Below are 16,775 nucleotides of genomic sequence, written 5' to 3'. Positions count from 1 at the left end.
GCGGGGATTAGCGCGAGTAGACGTTCATGCCGGGGAAGAAGAAAGCCACTTCCACGGCTGCAGTTTCAGCGGCGTCAGAGCCGTGCACGGCGTTGGCGTCGATGCTGTCGGCGAAGTCGGCGCGGATCGTGCCCTTCTCAGCCTTCTTGGGGTCGGTGGCGCCCATCAGTTCGCGGTTCTTCAGGATGGCGTTCTCGCCTTCCAGAGCCTGGATCATCACGGGGCCGGAGACCATGAAGTCCACCAGGTCCTTGAAGAAAGGACGCTCCTTGTGGACGCCGTAGAACTGCTCGGCTTCGCCGCGCGACAGGTGCACCATCTTGGCAGCGATGACCTTCAGGCCAGCGCCTTCGAAGCGTGCGTAGATCTGGCCGATCACGTTCTTGGCAACGGCGTCGGGCTTGATGATGGAAAGAGTGCGTTCGATGGCCATTTGAATGGTTCCTAATCAGGGTTACTATGGATTTTTGTCAATTGGACAAAACCGTTGATTCTAGCTGTGCCATCAAAGTCCTTGATGACATGGTGCTGCCAAATGGCAGGCTTACAGGGCGGGCCGACCACCTCTGGATGAAACAGAAGGCGGACGGCCCGGCCGCCTTTCAGCGGCGTCCTCCCGGCTTGCGCTTGGCGTTCTGGCGTGCACGCGACAGGCTGTCGGAGCCGATGTAGCCCACCGATGTACGCATCGGATCGGGCTGCTGGCTGCCGCCGCCCTTGCCCCGCCCGCCTGCGCCGCCCTGCCCCTTTCCCTGTCCCTGGCCGCCGTCAGCCTTGCCGCCCTTGGCGGCAGGCTTGGCACGCGGGCCGTCGAGCATGGCGTTGGGCGCCGGGCGATTGCCGTCGAAGTAGCGGCCGCCGCCTTCGCGGCGAACGGTGTTGCGGTCAGCCGGGCCACCACGGCGGCCTCCGGCCGGTGGCTTGGGTGCAGCGGGCGCACGCGCCTGCATGCCGGCTGCCGAAGCCAGGGACTGGATATCGGCCTGGTCCAGCTCCACCCAGGCGCCGCGCTTGAGGCCGCGCGGCAGCACCATGGCGCCGTAGCGGATGCGGATCAGCCGGCTCACGGCATGGCCCACCGCCTCGAACATGCGGCGCACTTCGCGGTTGCGGCCTTCGGAAATGGTCACGCGGTACCAGCAGTTGGCGCCTTCACCACCGCCGTCCTCAATGGAGCCGAAGGCGGCCACGCCGTCTTCCAGCTGCACGCCATCGGTCAGGCGCTGCTTTTCTTCCTTGCTGAGCGCGCCCAGCACGCGGGCTGCGTATTCGCGCTCCAGGCCGAAGCGCGGGTGCATCAGGGAGTTGGCCAGCTCGCCCGAGCTGGTGAACAGCAGCAGGCCTTCGGTGTTCAGGTCCAGGCGACCCACCGATTGCCATTTGCCATGCTGCAGGCGAGGCAGCTTGCGGAACACCGTGGGACGGTTTTGCGGATCGTCATGCGTGACGACCTCGCCCACGGGCTTGTGATAAGCGATGACACGCGCCGGCGGCGGGTCGATGCGAAAACGGATGGGCTGGCCATTGACCTTGATCTGGTCGCCGAACTGGATGCGCTGGCCCACGTGGGCAGGCTCGTTGTTGACCGAGATGCGGCCTTCAAGAATGAGCTGCTCCATTTCGAGGCGCGATCCCAGCCCGGCCTGGGCCAGCACCTTGTGCAGCTTGGGCGAATCGACCTGGGGCAGCAGCACGCGCTTGGCAGGCGCGGCATCGTCGCGCTCTTCGGCGGCGTCGAGCTCGCCCGAGATGACGTCCGCAAAACCGTAGCCTTCGACAGACCCCGAGTCGGTCGGCTCTGATGCATCAGCCGGCACCAGCTCTTGCACGGTGTCTTCGGCATGCACCGCCTCGGCGGCCGGACGCGGCTTGCGCACAGGCTTGGCGCCGGGCCGCGCCCCGGCCTTGGGAGCGCGCGAGCGCGCGGGGCGGGCCTTGCGCTGCGCGCCGGCCTCATCGGACGCCGGCTGGGCGTCCTGGTCTTTGGAGATATCACTACCCGTCATGGCTTTCCTTCTTCGGCCTGCTTTGCAGCGCCGTCCGTATCCGTTGTATCCGCTGTATCCGTTGCGTCTGTTGCCTCTGCCGCATCCGCTGCATCTGCCGCATCCGCCAGGTCTGCTGTATCTGCTTGAGCCGTATCTGCTGCCATTGCGGCATCTGCCCCGTCCGATCCCGAGGCATCTGTCTCGCCCTGGGGCTCTTCGGGCAAGGGAGCGTCACCGGCTGGCGCGGCCTCGTCCGCTGCCAATTCCTGCGCACCCGACTCTTCCAGCGCCTTGAACAGGCTTTGCTGGGATTCGGGCTCCTCGAGCATGGGCAACTGGTCCAGCGACTGCAGGCCCAGGTCGTCCAGAAACTGGCGCGTGGTGGCGAACAAAGAGGGCCGGCCCACGGTTTCCCGGTGGCCAATGACCTCGATCCATCCCCGGTCTTCCAGTTGCTTGATCAGCAGGCTGTTGACCGTCACGCCGCGTATGTCCTCGATGTCGCCACGCGTCACTGGCTGGCGGTAGGCGATGATCGCCAGCGTCTCCAGGGTCGCACGGGTGTAGCGTGGCGGCTTTTCGGGATGCAGCCGGTCCAGATAGACCCGCATCTCGGGCCGGCTCTGGAAGCGCCATCCAGACGCCACCTGCACCAGCTCCACACCCTTTTGCGCCCAGTCTTTCTGCAGGTCCAGCAGCAGGTCCTTCAGCGTGTCGGAGCCCAGCACGTCATCGAACAGCGAGCGCAGCTCACGCAGCGTGACAGGCTGCGGCGCACAGATCAATGCAGTTTCCAGGACCCGCTTGGCATCTACCGTATTCATGGCTCAGCGTCTCGGGAACAAAGGCGCGCGAGCCACCAGAGGTGGCAGCCAGGGTGCGCCGAATCAAAGAAGAGGAAGCAAGCGCTCCACGGATGCCATGCGAGAGATGGTCAGAGGCTTTCGGCGGGATTGTAGCTCAGCCCCCAATTTTCCAGCGCCTGTGCCATATCGGGCGGCAGCGGCGCGCGCAGCACCAGGGCCTGGCCTGTCATGGGATGGGTGAAGGCCAGCCGGAAGGCGTGCAGCGCCTGGCGCGCCATGCCGCCAGCCTCCTTGCCGCCGTAGACGGCATCGGCCACCAGCGGGTGGCCCAGCGATGCCATGTGCACGCGGATCTGGTGGGTGCGGCCCGTGTGCAGCGTGCAGCGCACCAGGCTGACTTCCTCGTTTCCGGCCAGCAGGTCGATGTCGGTGCGCGCGGTCTTGCCCGCATGCTGCGCCAGGTCGACCACAGCCATGCGCAGGCGGTTGCGCGGGTCGCGGCCGATGGGCGCATCGACCTCGCGGCGCTTGCGCGGGCCCCAGGCCTTGTGCGCCAGCGCCAGGTACTGGCGGCTGACATCGCGCGCGGCGATCATGGCCACCAGCGCGTCCATGGCGGCGCGGCTGCGCGCCACCACCATGAGCCCGCTGGTGTCCTTGTCCAGGCGGTGGACGATGCCGGCGCGCGGCACCTCCCGCGCCTTGGGGTCGCGCCCCAGCAGGCCGTTGAGCAGGGTTCCCGTCCAATTGCCCGGGGCCGGGTGCACGACCAGGCCAGCCGGCTTGTTGACGACCAGCAAGTGCTCGTCCTCATACACCACGTCCAGCGCCATGTCTTCGGGCTGGAAGGCCATGCTCTGCTGCGTGGGCCGCATCTCCAGCACCATCCGGTCGCCGGCGGCCACCTTGGTGGCCGGCTTGACCAGCACACGCCCATTGAGCGTGACCGCGCCCTGCGCCAGCAGTTGCTGCAGATAGCTGCGGGAGAACTCGGCCACGCATTCGGCCAGCACCTTGTCGGCGCGCAGGCCGTGCTGGGCCGGCGGCACGGTGATCTCGCGCAGCTCGGCTGCGGCGGCCTCGACCTCGCCGCCCTCGGCCTCGTCCTCGACCGGCTCCCACGGCGATTCGCCGGGCACAGAAGAAACAAGCCCCTGCGGGGCAGGGGCTTGTCCGGTTTGCCTGGTGCTGCGGCTCATCAGCGCGAAGGCAGGTAGCGCGAAGGATCGACAGGCTTGCCCTGGCGACGCACCTCGAAGTGCAGCTTCACGCGGTCCGCGTCGGTGCTGCCCATCTCGGCGATCTTCTGGCCCTTGCGCACGGTCTGGTCTTCCTTGACCAGCAGCGTCTGGTTGTGCGCGTAGGCCGTGAGGTAGGTGTTGTTGTGCTTGAGGATGATCAGGTTGCCATAGCCACGCAGGCCGGCGCCGGCATAGACCACGCGGCCATCGGCAGCGGCCATCACGGGATCGCCGGCCTTGCCTGCGATGTCGTAACCCTTGTTGCGCGCCTCGTCAAAACCGGCGATCAGGCTGCCCGATGCAGGCCAGATGAAGTCCACATCGTCGGCGCCCTTGCCGGCTGCGGGTGCAGGGGCGGGTGCCGGGGTCGGTGCGGGTGCAGGCGTTGCCGTGGAGCCGCCCGACGATGCCACGGGCGGCAGCGGCGTTGCCACCACGGGCGAGCCGCTGGGCGTGGAGGACGCAGTGGACGAGGGGCGCGTGCCGACGCTGTCCGAGCTGGTCGGCGGCACGACGCGCACCACCTGACCGACTTCGATCAGGTTGGGGTTCTCCAGATTGTTCCAGCGCGCGATGTCCTTCCAGCTCTGGCCGGTTTCCAGGCCGATGCGGATCAGCGTGTCACCGGGCTTGATCGTGTAGTAGCCGGGCTTGCCGGCGTTTTCGACGCCGGGCAGCGGCTTGACGGCTGCCGATGGCGAGGAAGAGGTGGAGGAGGTGGTGGTCGTTCCACGGTCCTCCACGGGAGCCCTGTTCACTTGGGATGTGCAGCCTGCCAGAACCATGCCGGCCAGCACCACCGTTCCCCAAGCCCCAAGACTTCGCGATACCAACATAAGTTATTCCCTTCTAGGCGATGCCCGATTTTAGGGGGACAAAGTTCACGGCCTCCAAAATCGACTGCGTAAACCCGTGTGAACTCTTGTCAATCACCAGCAGTGCCTGCTTACCACCCGTAACCACCATGGGGGCGACAAGCCGCCCGCCCACGGCCAGCTGGTCGCACCAGGCCGAGGGCATGCTCTCGCCGCCAGCGGCCGAGATGATGCCCGCATACGGCGCGCCGCTGCCATAGCCTTCCATGCCATCTCCAAAGATCAGATGGACATTGGTCAGCCGCCAGGGACGCAGGTTGCTGCGCGCTTTCTCGTGCAGGCCGCGCAGGCGCTCGATCGAATAGACCTCGCGTGCCACGCGGGCCAGCACCGCCGCCTGGTAGCCGCAGCCCGTGCCGATTTCCAGCACGCGGCCCAGGCCCGACTTCGCGGCCTCCGAACCCAGCAGCAGCTCGGTCATGCGGGCGACCACGCTGGGCTTGGAGATCGTCTGGCCCAGGCCAATGGGCAGGCTGGTGTCTTCATAGGCCTGGTTGACCAGGGCGCTGTCCACAAAGCGGTGGCGCTCCACCGATCCCATGGCGGCCAGCACGGCCGGCGACTGTATGCCGGTGGCAGCCAGCCGCTGCACCATGCGGGCGCGCACGGCGGCCGAGTCCAGGCCGATGCCCGAAGGCTGTTGCGGGGCACGGGCACCGGCCGGCGCCAGCGCAGAGCGCGCAGGCGCCGCGCGCGAGGCCGGCGCAGGGGTCTGCACCGAGCGCGCCACCCACGAGGGAACTCCGGGACGGCGCTCGCTCACGGTTGCACCGCCCCGCCCTGGGCTGCCTGCACGCACTGGCCGGCCGACGCCAGCCTGGCCGCCGTCTGTGCCCAGTAGCCCAGGTTGTCGTGGTCGGTCAGGTCCACCTTCAGCGGCGTGACGGACACATGGCCGTGCGCCGTGGCGTGGAAGTCCGTGCCCTCCGAGTCGTCCTTGGCCGCGCCTGCGCTGCCTATCCAGTACATCATTTCGCCGCGCGGGCTCTCCTGGGTGATGACGCGTTCGGCCGCATGGCGGCGGCCCAGCCGACACAGCTTGAGGGGCTTGAGCGCGGACAAGGGCATGTTGGGAATGTTCACGTTGAGCAGCCAGGGCGACAGGCCGATCAGCTCCTGCGATTGCATGTCCATGACCAGCTGGCGCGCGGCGGCGGCAGCGGCCTCGATCTCGGACCAGCCCTTGTCCACCTGCGAGAAGGCAATGGAGGGAATGCCGAACAGAAAGCCTTCCATGGCGGCGCCCACGGTGCCGGAATAGATGGTGTCGTCGCCCATGTTGGCGCCGTTGTTGATGCCGGAGACCACCAGGTCGGGCCGGTAGCCCAGCAGGCCGGTCAGGGCGATGTGCACGCAGTCCGCAGGCGTGCCATTGACATAGCGAAAGCCGTTGTGGGCCTGGTGCACATACAGCGGCGCGTTCAGCGTCAGGGCGTTGGACTTGGCACTGTTGTTGTGCTCCGGTGCCACCACCTCGACGTCTGCCACCGTGCGCAGCGCCTCGTACAGGGCCTGGATGCCGGGCGCCTGGTAGCCGTCGTCGTTACAAATGAGAATCTTCATGGATACAGCAGGGATTGCGGGCGATTGTAGGCGGGCGTCTCGTCGCCCGAGGGACAGGAGGCATTCCCACCACACTCCTATCATCGGCCAGGCATTCAATCACAGGAGACAACCACCATGCACGCTTGGCTTTGCACCACGCCCACAGGCGTCGATCAACTGCAGTGGACGCAGCTGCCCACGCCCACGCCGGGCCCGGGGCAGGTACTGCTCGAAGTGAAGGCGGCCAGCCTGAACTTTCCCGATCTGCTGATCGTGCAGAACAAGTACCAGATGAAGCCTGAGCTGCCGTTCGTGCCGGGCTCGGAATACGCGGGCGTGGTCCAGGCCGTGGGTGAAGGCGTGAGCCACCTGGCCGTGGGCCAGCGCGTGGCCTGCCTGTCGGGCACCGGGGGCTTCGGCACCCATACGCTGGCGCCGGCCGCGCTTTGCATGCCGCTGCCAGACGGTTTCAGCTTCGTCGATGCTGCGGCCTTCATCATGACCTATGCCACCTCGCACCATGCGCTGATCGACCGCGGCCAGCTGCGCGCGGGCGAGACGGTGCTGGTGCTGGGCGCGGCGGGCGGCGTGGGCACGGCCGCCATCCAGATCGCCAAGGCGGCGGGTGCGCGTGTGATCGCAGCGGCCTCCACCGACGAAAAGTGCGCGCTGTGCAAGGCACAGGGCGCCGACGCCACCATCAACTACAGCCAGGGCGATCTGCGCGCCGCCATCAAGGAAGCCACCGACGGCAAGGGCCCCGACGTGGTCTACGACCCCGTGGGCGGCGACTTCGCCGAGCCGGCCTTCCGCTCCATCGCCTGGCGCGGCCGTTATCTGATCGTGGGCTTTGCCGCAGGACCGATTCCTGCCCTGCCGCTGAACCTGCCGCTGCTCAAGGGCGCATCGCTGGTGGGCGTCTTCTGGGGCGAGTTCTCCCGGCGCGAACCCAAGGCCAATGCGGCCATGATGCAGGAGCTGGCGCAGTGGTACGGCCAGGGAAAGATCAAGCCCGTGATCGACCGCACCATGCCCATGGCCGAGCTGCACGCCGCCTATGCGCGCATGGGATCGCGCCAGGTGCAGGGCAAGCTGGTGATGGTCAACGAGCAGTGAACCGGGCGCTGGCCATGCCACACTGGAGGGCATTGCATTCTGAAACAACTGCCCACCCATGGCCGAGCGCTCCGCTTCCGAACTGGCACGCGAAACCCTGCGGCAACTGGCGCTGAACCGCCTGCCGCCCACCCCGGAAAACTACGCCCGCCTCTATGAACAGGCGGCCGGCGAGCCCGGCCCCGCCAGCTTTCCCCAGGGCCCGCTGCGCCATGTCCATGCGCTGCTGCCTGCGCAGACGCCCGGCCAAAAGCGCCTGCGCGACCAGTTGGGCGCCGCCATAGAGCGCAGCGACTGGCAAGGGCTGCAGCAGGTCATCACCGCCTATGCCAACGCGGCCCTGCAGCCGCCTGCCCATGAGGCCAGGCCCGTGGAGCTGCCCGTGCCGCCGCCCGTCCAGGCCCTGCCCGACGACCTGACCCAGCAGTTGGCGCGGCGCTTCGAGGCCTTGTCCACACTGCTGGACACCCAGGACACCAAGACCGGGCAACTGCACCAGCAGCTGATGGAGCAGCTGCAATCGCCGCCCGTGGATGCCAAGGCCCTGGCGCGGCGCCTGCACGACCAGCACTACCAGCTGTCGTTCGCCATCGCCGACCAGCTTCAGGTCCTGCAGTTGATGCAGGAGTTGCTGCAGACCCTGGTGCAGCACCTGGCCCAGGACCCCACGCATGGCAGCTGGCTGGTGCAGCAGCTCACGGCCATCGAGCAGGCCATCACCCCGCCGCTGTCGCCCGCGCCCCTGGCCGATGCACGGCGCGAGCTGCAGACCGTGATCCACCGGCGCCTGCAGCTGCAGGACGGCATGGCCGCCGCGCAGCAGGCGCTCAGGGACATGCTGGGCGGCTTCGTCCAGCACCTGGCGCAGATCACGAGCAGCAACGAAACGCTGGGCGCCCGCATGGAAGAGGCGGCACGCCAGCTGGACGGCATCCAGCGCCTGGAAGACGCAGCCCCGCTGCTGCAGCAGGTGCTGGAGGCCACGCGCACCATGGCTGCCGGCAGCCGCGTGGCCCAGGAGGAACTGCAGGCGCTGCGCGCCCATGTCGATGCCTGCGAGGCCCGCATCGAAACACTGCAGCAGGAGCTGGACGAGGCCGCGCGCCGCGCACGCCACGACCCGCTGACCGGCCAGCTCAACCGCCTGGGCGTGAGCGAGGCGCTGGACCGCGAGGTGGCACGCGCCCAGCGCCATGGCCAGCCGCTGAGCGTTGCCCTGGTCGATATGGACGGCATGCAGGCCCTCAATGCCGAGCTGGGGCATGCCATGGGCGATGCCGCGCTGGTGCATGTGGCCCAGCTGGCGCGCCAAGGGCTGCGCCCGGAAGACGTGGTGGGCCGCTATGAAGGCCAGGCCTTCGTGCTGCTGCTGCCGCAGACCCCGGAGACAGCAGGCGCCCAGGCGCTGCAGCGCCTTCTGCAGTTGCTGGAGCAGGCGCCTTTGCCCGCATCTGCGCAGACCCCAGGCCAGCCCGCACCCCGGCCCCTGAGCTTCAGCGCGGGCGTGGCCCAGTTGCAAAGCCACGAAAACGGCATGGACGTGCTGCGCCGCGCCGACACCGCCATGCTGCAGGCCAAGGAGCGCGGCAAGCACTGCATTGCCACGGCATCAGGCGCACAATGGCAGCCAGTTGGAAATGCAGGCGCCGGCCTTTGATCCACCCCAAGGCCACGCCCCGTCTTTCCCCGCTTTTTTGCGCCGCCTGCCCCGAACCGCCATGCACCTGCCCTTCAGCGCCTCCGTCCCTGCACCGCGGCGCCAGTTTCTGGTCGGCTCGGGCCTGGCCACGGCGCTGGGCCAGTTGCCTGCCTGGGCCCGGCTGGGTGAACGGCCTGCGCACAACCCCTTCACGCTGGGCGTGGCCAGCGGCGACCCCGAACCCGACAACGTGCTGCTGTGGACGCGGCTGACGCCACCGCTGGCCCAGCTGGGCGAGACCGACACCACGGCCATGCCTGCGCTCAAGATCCGCTGGGAGCTGGCGCACGACCCGCTGTTCCGCCAGATCGTGCGCAGCGGCGAGGCCATGGCCCAGCCCGAATGGGGCCACGGCGTGCATGTTCAGGTGGGAGGACTGGCGCCCGACCGCTGGTACCACTACCGCTTCATGCTGGGACAGGCGGTCAGCGGCACGGGCCGCTGCCGCACGGCGCCCGCCCCCGGCAGCATGCCGCAGCGCCTGCGCCTGGCCTATGCCTCCTGCCAGCGCTGGGAGCACGGCTACTACGCGGCCTGGCGCCAGGTCGTGCAGGATGCGCCGGACCTGGTGATCTTCCTGGGCGACTACATCTACGAATACGCCACGCCCGCCATGACGCTGGGCCTGGCCCGCACGCACAACCTGCGCGCCGCGCAGACCCTGCAGGACTACCGCGACCGCTACGCCCTGCACAAGAGCGACCCGCTGCTGCAGGCCGCGCACGCCCTGTGCAACTGGTCCGTGGGCTGGGACGACCATGAGGTGGAGAACAACTACGCGGGCGACCAGGGCCAGGGCGATGCCGCGCGTTTCCTGGCCCGGCGCATGGCCGCCTGGCAGGCCTTCTACGAAAACATGCCGCTGCGTGCCAGCGCGCTGACGGGCGCCGGGGCATCGCATGGCGGCGGCGGCCTGCAGCTGTACCGCAGCCTGCAATGGGGCCGGCTGGCCCGGCTGCATCTGCTGGACGGCCGCCAGTACCGCAGCGCCCAGGCCTGCCGCATCGAGGGCGAGGCAGACAAGGGCAGCGTGCGCCCTGCGCAATGTGCGGCCCTGTCGGACACGGCGCGCAGCTTCCTGGGCTGGACGCAGGAGCAGTGGCTGTACCGCCAACTGGCCGAGGACGCCCGCCACCAGGGCAGCGAGGGGCCGCGCTGGAGCATCCTGGCCCAGCCCACCCTGCTGTCGGCGCACCGGCCGCCTTCGGGATCGCAGGCCACGGACAGTTGGGACGGCTACCCGGCCGCGCGCCAGCGCCTGGTGCGCCACCTCACTCCGGGCGCCCAGCCCACGCCGCGCAACAGCGTGCTGCTGGGCGGCGACCTGCACCAGAACTACGTCTGCGCCGTGCACGCCGATCCCGAGGCCGCGCCCGAACGGCGCAACCCCATCGTGGCCAGCGAGTTCTGCAGCACCTCGATCACCTCGCGCAGCGGCACCACACAGGCCAAGGTCGATGCCATCGTCGCCCACAACCCGCAGGTGCTGTACGCACGCTGCGAGGAACGCGGCTATGGCCTGGCAGACATCACGCCCGAACGCTGGACCAGCGAGCTGCGTGCCGTGGCCAACCCCATGCGCGCCGACAGCCGCATCTACACGCTGGCCCGCTTCACCGTCGAGGACAGGCGGCCCGGCCCCGTAGCCAGCTGACAGGGCACTGACACAGGGCACGACCGAAGGGCACTTTCAGCAGGCCTGGGAATCAGTGGCTATCCTGACATCGCCCCCCGGCATGCCGCCTATCGTATGGTGAGCTGCCTTGCCCCGCCCACCAGAACACGGAAGCCATGCACCTGACTTTCAGCGCCTACTACACCCTGATCTTCGCCGCCCTCGTCCTTTTGCTGGGCAAATGGCTGGTGCAGCACCTGCGCCTGCTGCGCGAATTCAACATCCCCGAGCCCGTGGCCGGCGGTCTGGTCGTCGCCGTCGCCCTGTTCGTGCTCAACCAGACCCTGGGCTACACCTTCAGCTTCAGCAGCGAACTGCAGATGGCCTTCATGCTGGTGTTTTTCTCCTCCATCGGGCTGAGCGCCAATTTCGCCAAGCTGCGCGAAGGCGGCCGTTCGCTGCTGCTGTTCCTGGCCGTGGTCGCCGTCTTCATCGGCCTGCAGGACCTGGTGGGCGTGAGCCTGGCCACGATGCTCGGGCTCGACCCGCTGTTCGGGCTGATCGCAGGCTCCGTCACCCTGACGGGCGGCCATGGCACGGCAGGCGCCTGGGGCCAGGTTTTCGAGCGCGAGTACGGCATCCAGGGTGCGGTCACGCTGGGCATTGCCTGTGCCACCTTCGGACTGGTGATCGGCGGCCTGATCGGCGGCCCGCTGGCCAAGGCCCTGATCACGCGCCGCAGGCTTGCCGTGCACGACCCCGCAGCCGCCCCCGAAAAACAGCCACCGCTGGGCGAAAGTGCAAGCCACGGCGGCTTCGAGAACCCCGAGCAGACGCGCCTGATCACCACCAGCGCGGCCATAGAAACACTGGCCCTGTTCGCAGGCTGCCTGGGCTTTGCCGAGTTCATGGCGCAGTTCACCGCCGGCACCCTGTTCTCCCTGCCCACCTTCGTCTGGGCGCTGGCAGGCGGCGTCGTGATCCGCAACACGCTGGACTATGTCTTTCACTTCCAGGTATTCGACCGGGCCATCGACGTCTTCGGCAATGCCTCGCTGTCCATCTACCTGGCCATGGCCCTGCTGTCGCTCAAGCTGTGGGAGCTTGCAGGGCTGGCGGCGCCGCTGATGGTGATCCTGGCGGCCCAGACCCTGGTCATGGGCCTGTATGCCGCGCTGGTGACCTTCCGCATCATGGGCAGCAACTACGATGCGGCCGTGCTGGCCGCCGGCCACTGCGGTTTCGGCATGGGTGCCACGCCCACGGCCGTGGCCAACATGCAGGCCATCACCAACCAGTACGGCCCCTCGCACAAGGCCTTTCTCATCGTGCCGATGGTGGGCGCCTTCTTCGTCGACATCGTCAATGCCACGGTGATCCAGCTGTTCATCCGCTGGCTGCACTGACCACCGCAAACACCGAACGCGCCATGCCCCTGCTGCGCCGCGCCCTTGCCACCACCCAGGCGCTCGTCCTGGCCCTGCTGCTGGCAGGCTGCAGCCTGCCGCCGCTGGCTGGCCGCAGCGAATCCACGGCGCTGCCGCCCGAGGCCGCCCAGGCCACGCTGCTGGGCCAGGCGCTGGCACCGCTGCTGGACCAGCATCCGGGGCTTACCGGCATCCACGCGCTTTCCGATGCACGCAACGCCTACGCGGCGCGTGCCCTGCTGGCCCGCGTGGCCCAGCGCACGCTGGATGTGCAGTACTACATCTGGCGAGACGACACCACGGGCCACCTGCTGCTTGACGAACTGCGCCAGGCCGCCGACCGGGGCGTGCGCGTGCGCCTGCTGCTGGACGACGGCGGCACGGCGGGGCTGGACACGCAGCTCAGCGCGCTGGACCGGCATCCGCAGATCGAGGTGCGGCTGTTCAACCCCTTTGCGCAGCGCACGCCCAAGGCGCTGGGCTATGTGACGGATTTCTCGCGCACGCAGCGGCGCATGCACAACAAGAGCTTCACGGCCGACAGCCAGGCCAGCATCGTGGGTGGACGCAACATCGGCGACGAGTACTTCGCAGCCACCGACGGCGTGCTGTTCGCCGACCTGGACGTGGTCGCCATGGGGCCGGTGGTGGCCGATATCGCGCACTCGTTCGACCAGTACTGGGCCAGCGCCTCGGCCTACCCCGTGGCCAGTCTGCTGCCGCCGCTGCCCGACTATGCGGTGGCGCGCGCCAGCGAGGCCCTGGCCACCGAGGTGCAGCGGCCCGAGGCCCAGGCCTATGTGCGCGCCGTGGCGCAAAGCCCGTTCACGCAAGAGCTGCTGGCCGGCCGCCTGCCACTGCAATGGGCCCGCGCCACCCTGGTCAGCGACGACCCGGCCAAGGTGCTGGGCCAGGTGCCCAGGCAGGGGCTGCTGATCACGCAGCTGGCACCCGCCATCGGCCAGCCGCAGCGCCAGCTGGACCTGGTCTCGCCCTACTTCGTGCCCACCGAGGCCGGTGTGCGCGCCCTGGCCGGCCTGCGCCGCCAGGGCATTGCCGTGCGCGTGCTCACCAACAGCCTGGAGGCGACCGACGTGGCCGTGGTCCACGCCGGCTATGCCCGGTACCGGCGCCCGCTGATCGAGGAAGGCGTGCAGCTGTATGAGCTGCGCCGCCAGATCGGCGAGCCGGACACGCCCGCCGCCGATGCAGGCGTGCCCCGGCAAGGGCTACCATCGCCCGCCGCGTCCTCGGGCGGGAAGTCGGGCGGGAAGGCGGGCGTGGGTTCGGGCAGCCGCCCCGGCAGCTCGGGCTCCAGCCTGCATGCGAAGACTTTTGCGGTCGATGGCGAGCGCATCTTCGTGGGCTCGTTCAACTTCGACCCGCGCTCGGCCCACCTCAACACCGAAATGGGCCTGCTGATCGACAGCCCCGATATGGCTTCGCAGATGAGCCGCATGCTCGACCAGAGCCTGCCAGCGGCTGCCTACCACGTGCAGATCGATGCACAGGGCCGCCTGAGCTGGACCACGGAAAGCGGCACGCCGCCTGAGCCACTCAACACCACCACCGAGCCCGGCAGCAGTGCATTCAAGCGCCTGATGCTGCGCGTGCTGGGCTGGCTGCCCATCGAGGGGCTGCTTTGATGCCGGGCCCGGCCGCTCAGTCCAGCCGGATCGACGGGCGCAGGCGCGAATTCATCAAATCGATCAGCCACAGCAGCCCGCCGCGCCAAAAGCCGTAGATGCGGGCCTGGTGCGAGCGGTACAGCATGATGTGGCTCAGCATGGCCATGCGCCCGCGGATCACGCCGCCGTTGAACAGGCCGAATTTGCCCAGCGATCCATAGGCGTCGTAATGGGCCAATGACACCAGGGCGCCAAAGTCGCGGTAGGCAAAGCCTTCGGGACGGAAACCCGGCTCCTTCAGCAGGCGCGGCAGCGTCTCCACCAGATAGCGGGCCTGCTGGTGCGCCACCTGGGCGGTGGGCGGCAGCGGCACGCTGGCACCGGGCAGGGTGAAGCTGGCGCAATCCCCCACGGCGTAGACATGGGGGTCGCTGGTCTGCAGCTGGCCGTTGACCTTGAGCTGGTTGCCTTGCGTGGTCTCCAGTCCCAGCTGCGCCAGGAAGGCCGGGGCCTTCACGCCCGCTGCCCAGACGCGCAGGCCTGCGGGAACGAACTCGCCGCTGGCCAGCACGAACCCCTCTTCGCTGGCCGACTGCACGCGGCCGTTGACGATCACCGAAACGCCCAGGGCCTGCAGACGCAGGCGCGTGGCTTCGGAAATCTCTTCAGGAAAACCGGGCAGCAGGCGCGGCCCGGCCTCGATCAGCACGATGCCGAAGCGCGCGGCCTCGCCCAGCGCGCCGTAGGCGCGGGCGCTCTCGGCCAGCTGCACCAGCTCGGCCGCCAGCTCCACGCCCGTGGCGCCGCCGCCCACGATGGCCACGCGCAGCTGCTCGCCGCTGGTCATGCAGCGCACCATGCGCAGGCGGATCTCGCTGTTGAAGGCATCGGCCTTGCGGCGCGAGTCGATCATGAAGCAGTGCTCGTCCACGCCCGGCGTGCCGAAATCATTGGCACCGCTGCCCACGGCGATCACCAGCCGGTCGTAGGCAATGCGCCGGCCCGGCACGATCTCGCGGCCATCGGGCGCCTCGATGGGGGCCAGCAGCACCTCGCGGGCCTCGCGGTCCAGGCCGCACATTTCGCCGGGCTGATAGGCAAAGCTGGCGTCGCTGGCCTGGGCCAGGTAGGTGGTCTGCTGCTGGGCCAGGTCGCGCGTGCCGGCCGCAATGGTGTGCAGCATGGGCTTCCAGACATGGGCCGAATCGCTGTCCACCAGGGTCACGGAGCCGATGGCGTCCGTGCGCCCCTTGCCCAGCGCCGTGGCAATCTCCAGCCCCGCCACGCCACCGCCCACGATGACGATGCGCGCCCCGCCCGATCCCGTTGCCGAACCCGCTTCTTGTTCCTTGCCCATTGCTGCTCCCTGCCGGAAGGCCCGGCCGGCCGCACCATGCGCCGGCTTGCAGGACATTCGCTTCCAGACAGTCTTGATTCTTGTCAGTTTGGGTAGCAGGCGACTTGCTAGGGGTAAGCCCCAGATCTGCAACAGATATCTGATAGAAGACCTCCGATCGCGCAAGGCCCAGTCTTGTACAGGACCGCGCTGCAGGAAAAACATCATCCCTGCCGGATGGCCAGCCGGACGTGATCATTGCGCTATCAACACAAGAGCATCCGCCCTGTCCGTCACGCAGCATGGACGACGACATGACGGCCTGCATCTGCAGGCCTGCACGAATGCCCCGCCGCCGGGCCCGCGATTTGCGATTGTCAATATACGAAACGTATATTCCCCGTATGATCGCCACCCCATGGGAATCGTCAAAATATCCGACCAATTGCACGACCAGATCCGCCTGTCCAGCGCGGCCCTGGGTCGATCCATCAACGCCCAGGCCGAGCATTGGCTGCGTGTCGGCCAGCTGGCCGAACACCATCCCCATCTCGACTACGCAGGCATCTGCGCCCTGCTGCTGCAAGAGGCCGCGGCCACGCTGAAGCTGGGCGAGCCCGAGGCGGCACCGGCTCCCGCCGATACGGCAGCACGCCGCCCGCGCCCCGTGCGCCTGTCGGGAGGCCTGCAATGAGGGGCGCCAAGCTGCGCAGCGTTCCGCTGCACGACGCCCTCGATATCGGGCAATCACGCAAGGCCGGTGGCCTGGCCGCCCGTGTCCTGCAGATGCTGGTGCCCCACGTGCAGCCGGGCGTCAGCACCGAGCACCTGGACAAGCTCTGCCATGACTTCATCGTCGATGAACTGCGCTGCGTGCCAACCAACGTGGGCTACCACGGCTTTCCGAAGACGGTCTGCACCTCGCCCAACCACGTGGTCTGCCACGGCATCCCCGACGCCCGGCAGATCCTGCGCGAGGGCGACATTCTCAATGTCGATGTGGCCGTGACCACGCCCGAGGGCTGGATCGGCGACACCAGCCGCATGTACTACGTGGGCCAGCCCTCCAACCAGGCGCGCCGCCTGGTGGAGACCACCTACGAGGCCCTGCTGGCCGGCATCCGCGCCGTGCGCCCCGGCGCCACGCTGGGCGACATCGGCCATGCCATCCAGACCGTGGCCCAGCGCGAGCGCTTCAGCGTGGTGCGCGAGTACTGCGGCCACGGCATCGGCAAGGTCTACCACGACGACCCCCAGGTGCTGCATTACGGCCAGCCCGGCCAGGGCATGGTGCTGGAGGCCGGCATGATCTTCACCATCGAGCCCATGCTCAACGCCGGCAAGGCGGCCACGCGCGAACTGGCCGACGGCTGGACGGTGATCACCAACGACAAGTCGCTGTCCGCCCAGTGGGAGCACATGGTGGTGGTGACCGACACGGGTTTCGACGTGCTCACGCGCTGGCCCGAGGGCACGGGCAGCTACGCGGCCATCTGAGC

At 68.4% G+C, this 16,775-nt stretch carries 14 protein-coding genes and 1 pseudogene; 7 read left to right on the top strand and 8 right to left on the bottom strand.

The annotated features are described in order from the left end of the window. Window positions 1-7 precede the first annotated feature (7 nt). The 7 genes and pseudogenes from ndk to surE all read right to left on the bottom strand — a co-directional run bounded on the left by ndk (window position 8) and on the right by surE (window position 6,473). A complete protein-coding gene (ndk, locus tag AC57B5_RS26965; protein WP_012206822.1) occupies window positions 8-433 on the bottom strand; it encodes a nucleoside-diphosphate kinase in 426 nt (141 codons plus the stop codon). A gap of 610 nt (window positions 434-1,043) precedes the next feature. Next, window positions 1,044-1,619, bottom strand: a pseudogene (locus AC57B5_RS26960) (pseudouridine synthase); the annotation flags it as partial. A gap of 383 nt (window positions 1,620-2,002) precedes the next feature. Beyond that, complete coding sequence (gene scpB, locus AC57B5_RS26955; protein ID WP_496400660.1) at window positions 2,003-2,812, bottom strand: SMC-Scp complex subunit ScpB; 810 nt, start codon at window positions 2,810-2,812, stop codon at window positions 2,003-2,005. 110 nt (window positions 2,813-2,922) lie between these two features. After that, window positions 2,923-3,993 carry an RluA family pseudouridine synthase gene (locus tag AC57B5_RS26950; protein WP_065346019.1) on the bottom strand — a complete coding sequence of 357 codons (1,071 nt, stop codon included), beginning with the start codon at window positions 3,991-3,993 and terminating at the stop codon, window positions 2,923-2,925. Beyond that, window positions 3,993-4,871: a peptidoglycan DD-metalloendopeptidase family protein gene (locus AC57B5_RS26945; protein WP_012206826.1), complete on the bottom strand. Its 879-nt coding sequence runs from the start codon at window positions 4,869-4,871 to the stop codon at window positions 3,993-3,995. The genes AC57B5_RS26950 and AC57B5_RS26945 overlap by 1 nt, the downstream gene beginning before the upstream one ends. 13 nt (window positions 4,872-4,884) lie before the next feature. Further along, entirely contained in the window at window positions 4,885-5,673 is a 789-nt protein-coding gene (locus AC57B5_RS26940; RefSeq protein WP_065346020.1) for a protein-L-isoaspartate(D-aspartate) O-methyltransferase, read from the bottom strand. Then, complete coding sequence (gene surE, locus AC57B5_RS26935) at window positions 5,670-6,473, bottom strand: 5'/3'-nucleotidase SurE (protein WP_123690786.1); 804 nt, start codon at window positions 6,471-6,473, stop codon at window positions 5,670-5,672. The genes AC57B5_RS26940 and surE overlap by 4 nt, the downstream gene beginning before the upstream one ends. A gap of 117 nt (window positions 6,474-6,590) precedes the next feature. Between surE and AC57B5_RS26930 the strand changes: the two genes are divergently transcribed. The 5 genes from AC57B5_RS26930 to AC57B5_RS26910 all read left to right on the top strand — a co-directional run bounded on the left by AC57B5_RS26930 (window position 6,591) and on the right by AC57B5_RS26910 (window position 13,958). Beyond that, a complete protein-coding gene (locus AC57B5_RS26930; RefSeq protein WP_012206829.1) occupies window positions 6,591-7,571 on the top strand; it encodes an NADPH:quinone oxidoreductase family protein in 981 nt (326 codons plus the stop codon). A 58-nt stretch (window positions 7,572-7,629) separates the two neighbouring features. After that, a complete protein-coding gene (locus AC57B5_RS26925) occupies window positions 7,630-9,228 on the top strand; it encodes a GGDEF domain-containing protein (RefSeq protein ID WP_496400659.1) in 1,599 nt (532 codons plus the stop codon). A 61-nt stretch (window positions 9,229-9,289) separates the two neighbouring features. Then, entirely contained in the window at window positions 9,290-10,924 is a 1,635-nt protein-coding gene (locus tag AC57B5_RS26920) for an alkaline phosphatase D family protein (protein WP_013801162.1), read from the top strand. A 137-nt stretch (window positions 10,925-11,061) separates the two neighbouring features. Beyond that, window positions 11,062-12,291 (top strand): sodium/glutamate symporter, encoded by a 1,230-nt coding sequence (gene gltS, locus AC57B5_RS26915; protein WP_012206832.1) that lies wholly within the window; start codon window positions 11,062-11,064, stop codon window positions 12,289-12,291. Window positions 12,292-12,314: 23 nt separating this feature from the next. Further along, the gene (locus AC57B5_RS26910; RefSeq protein WP_496400658.1) at window positions 12,315-13,958 is read left to right on the top strand and encodes a phospholipase D family protein; all 1,644 of its coding nucleotides are present in this window, start codon (window positions 12,315-12,317) and stop codon (window positions 13,956-13,958) included. 16 nt (window positions 13,959-13,974) lie between these two features. On the opposite strand, the gene AC57B5_RS26905 is transcribed toward AC57B5_RS26910, so the two are convergent. Then, on the bottom strand, window positions 13,975-15,297 hold the full coding sequence (locus AC57B5_RS26905; protein ID WP_496400657.1) for an NAD(P)/FAD-dependent oxidoreductase: 1,323 nt from the start codon (window positions 15,295-15,297) through the stop codon (window positions 13,975-13,977). Between the two features lie 397 nt (window positions 15,298-15,694). Here AC57B5_RS26905 and AC57B5_RS26900 point away from each other — a divergent pair, with 397 nt between their 5' ends. Both AC57B5_RS26900 and map read left to right on the top strand, forming a co-directional pair. Beyond that, a complete protein-coding gene (locus AC57B5_RS26900) occupies window positions 15,695-15,970 on the top strand; it encodes a ParD-like family protein (protein ID WP_012206835.1) in 276 nt (91 codons plus the stop codon). Beyond that, entirely contained in the window at window positions 15,967-16,773 is an 807-nt protein-coding gene (gene map, locus AC57B5_RS26895) for a type I methionyl aminopeptidase (RefSeq protein ID WP_034396318.1), read from the top strand. The genes AC57B5_RS26900 and map overlap by 4 nt, the downstream gene beginning before the upstream one ends. The last annotated feature ends 2 nt before the right edge of the window (window positions 16,774-16,775 follow it).

The organism is Delftia sp. BGA-UO-ETr-SB1, from assembly GCF_059567865.1.
The sequence above is the reverse complement of the archived record's forward strand: the minus strand, read 5'-3'. Positions and strand labels throughout refer to the sequence as shown.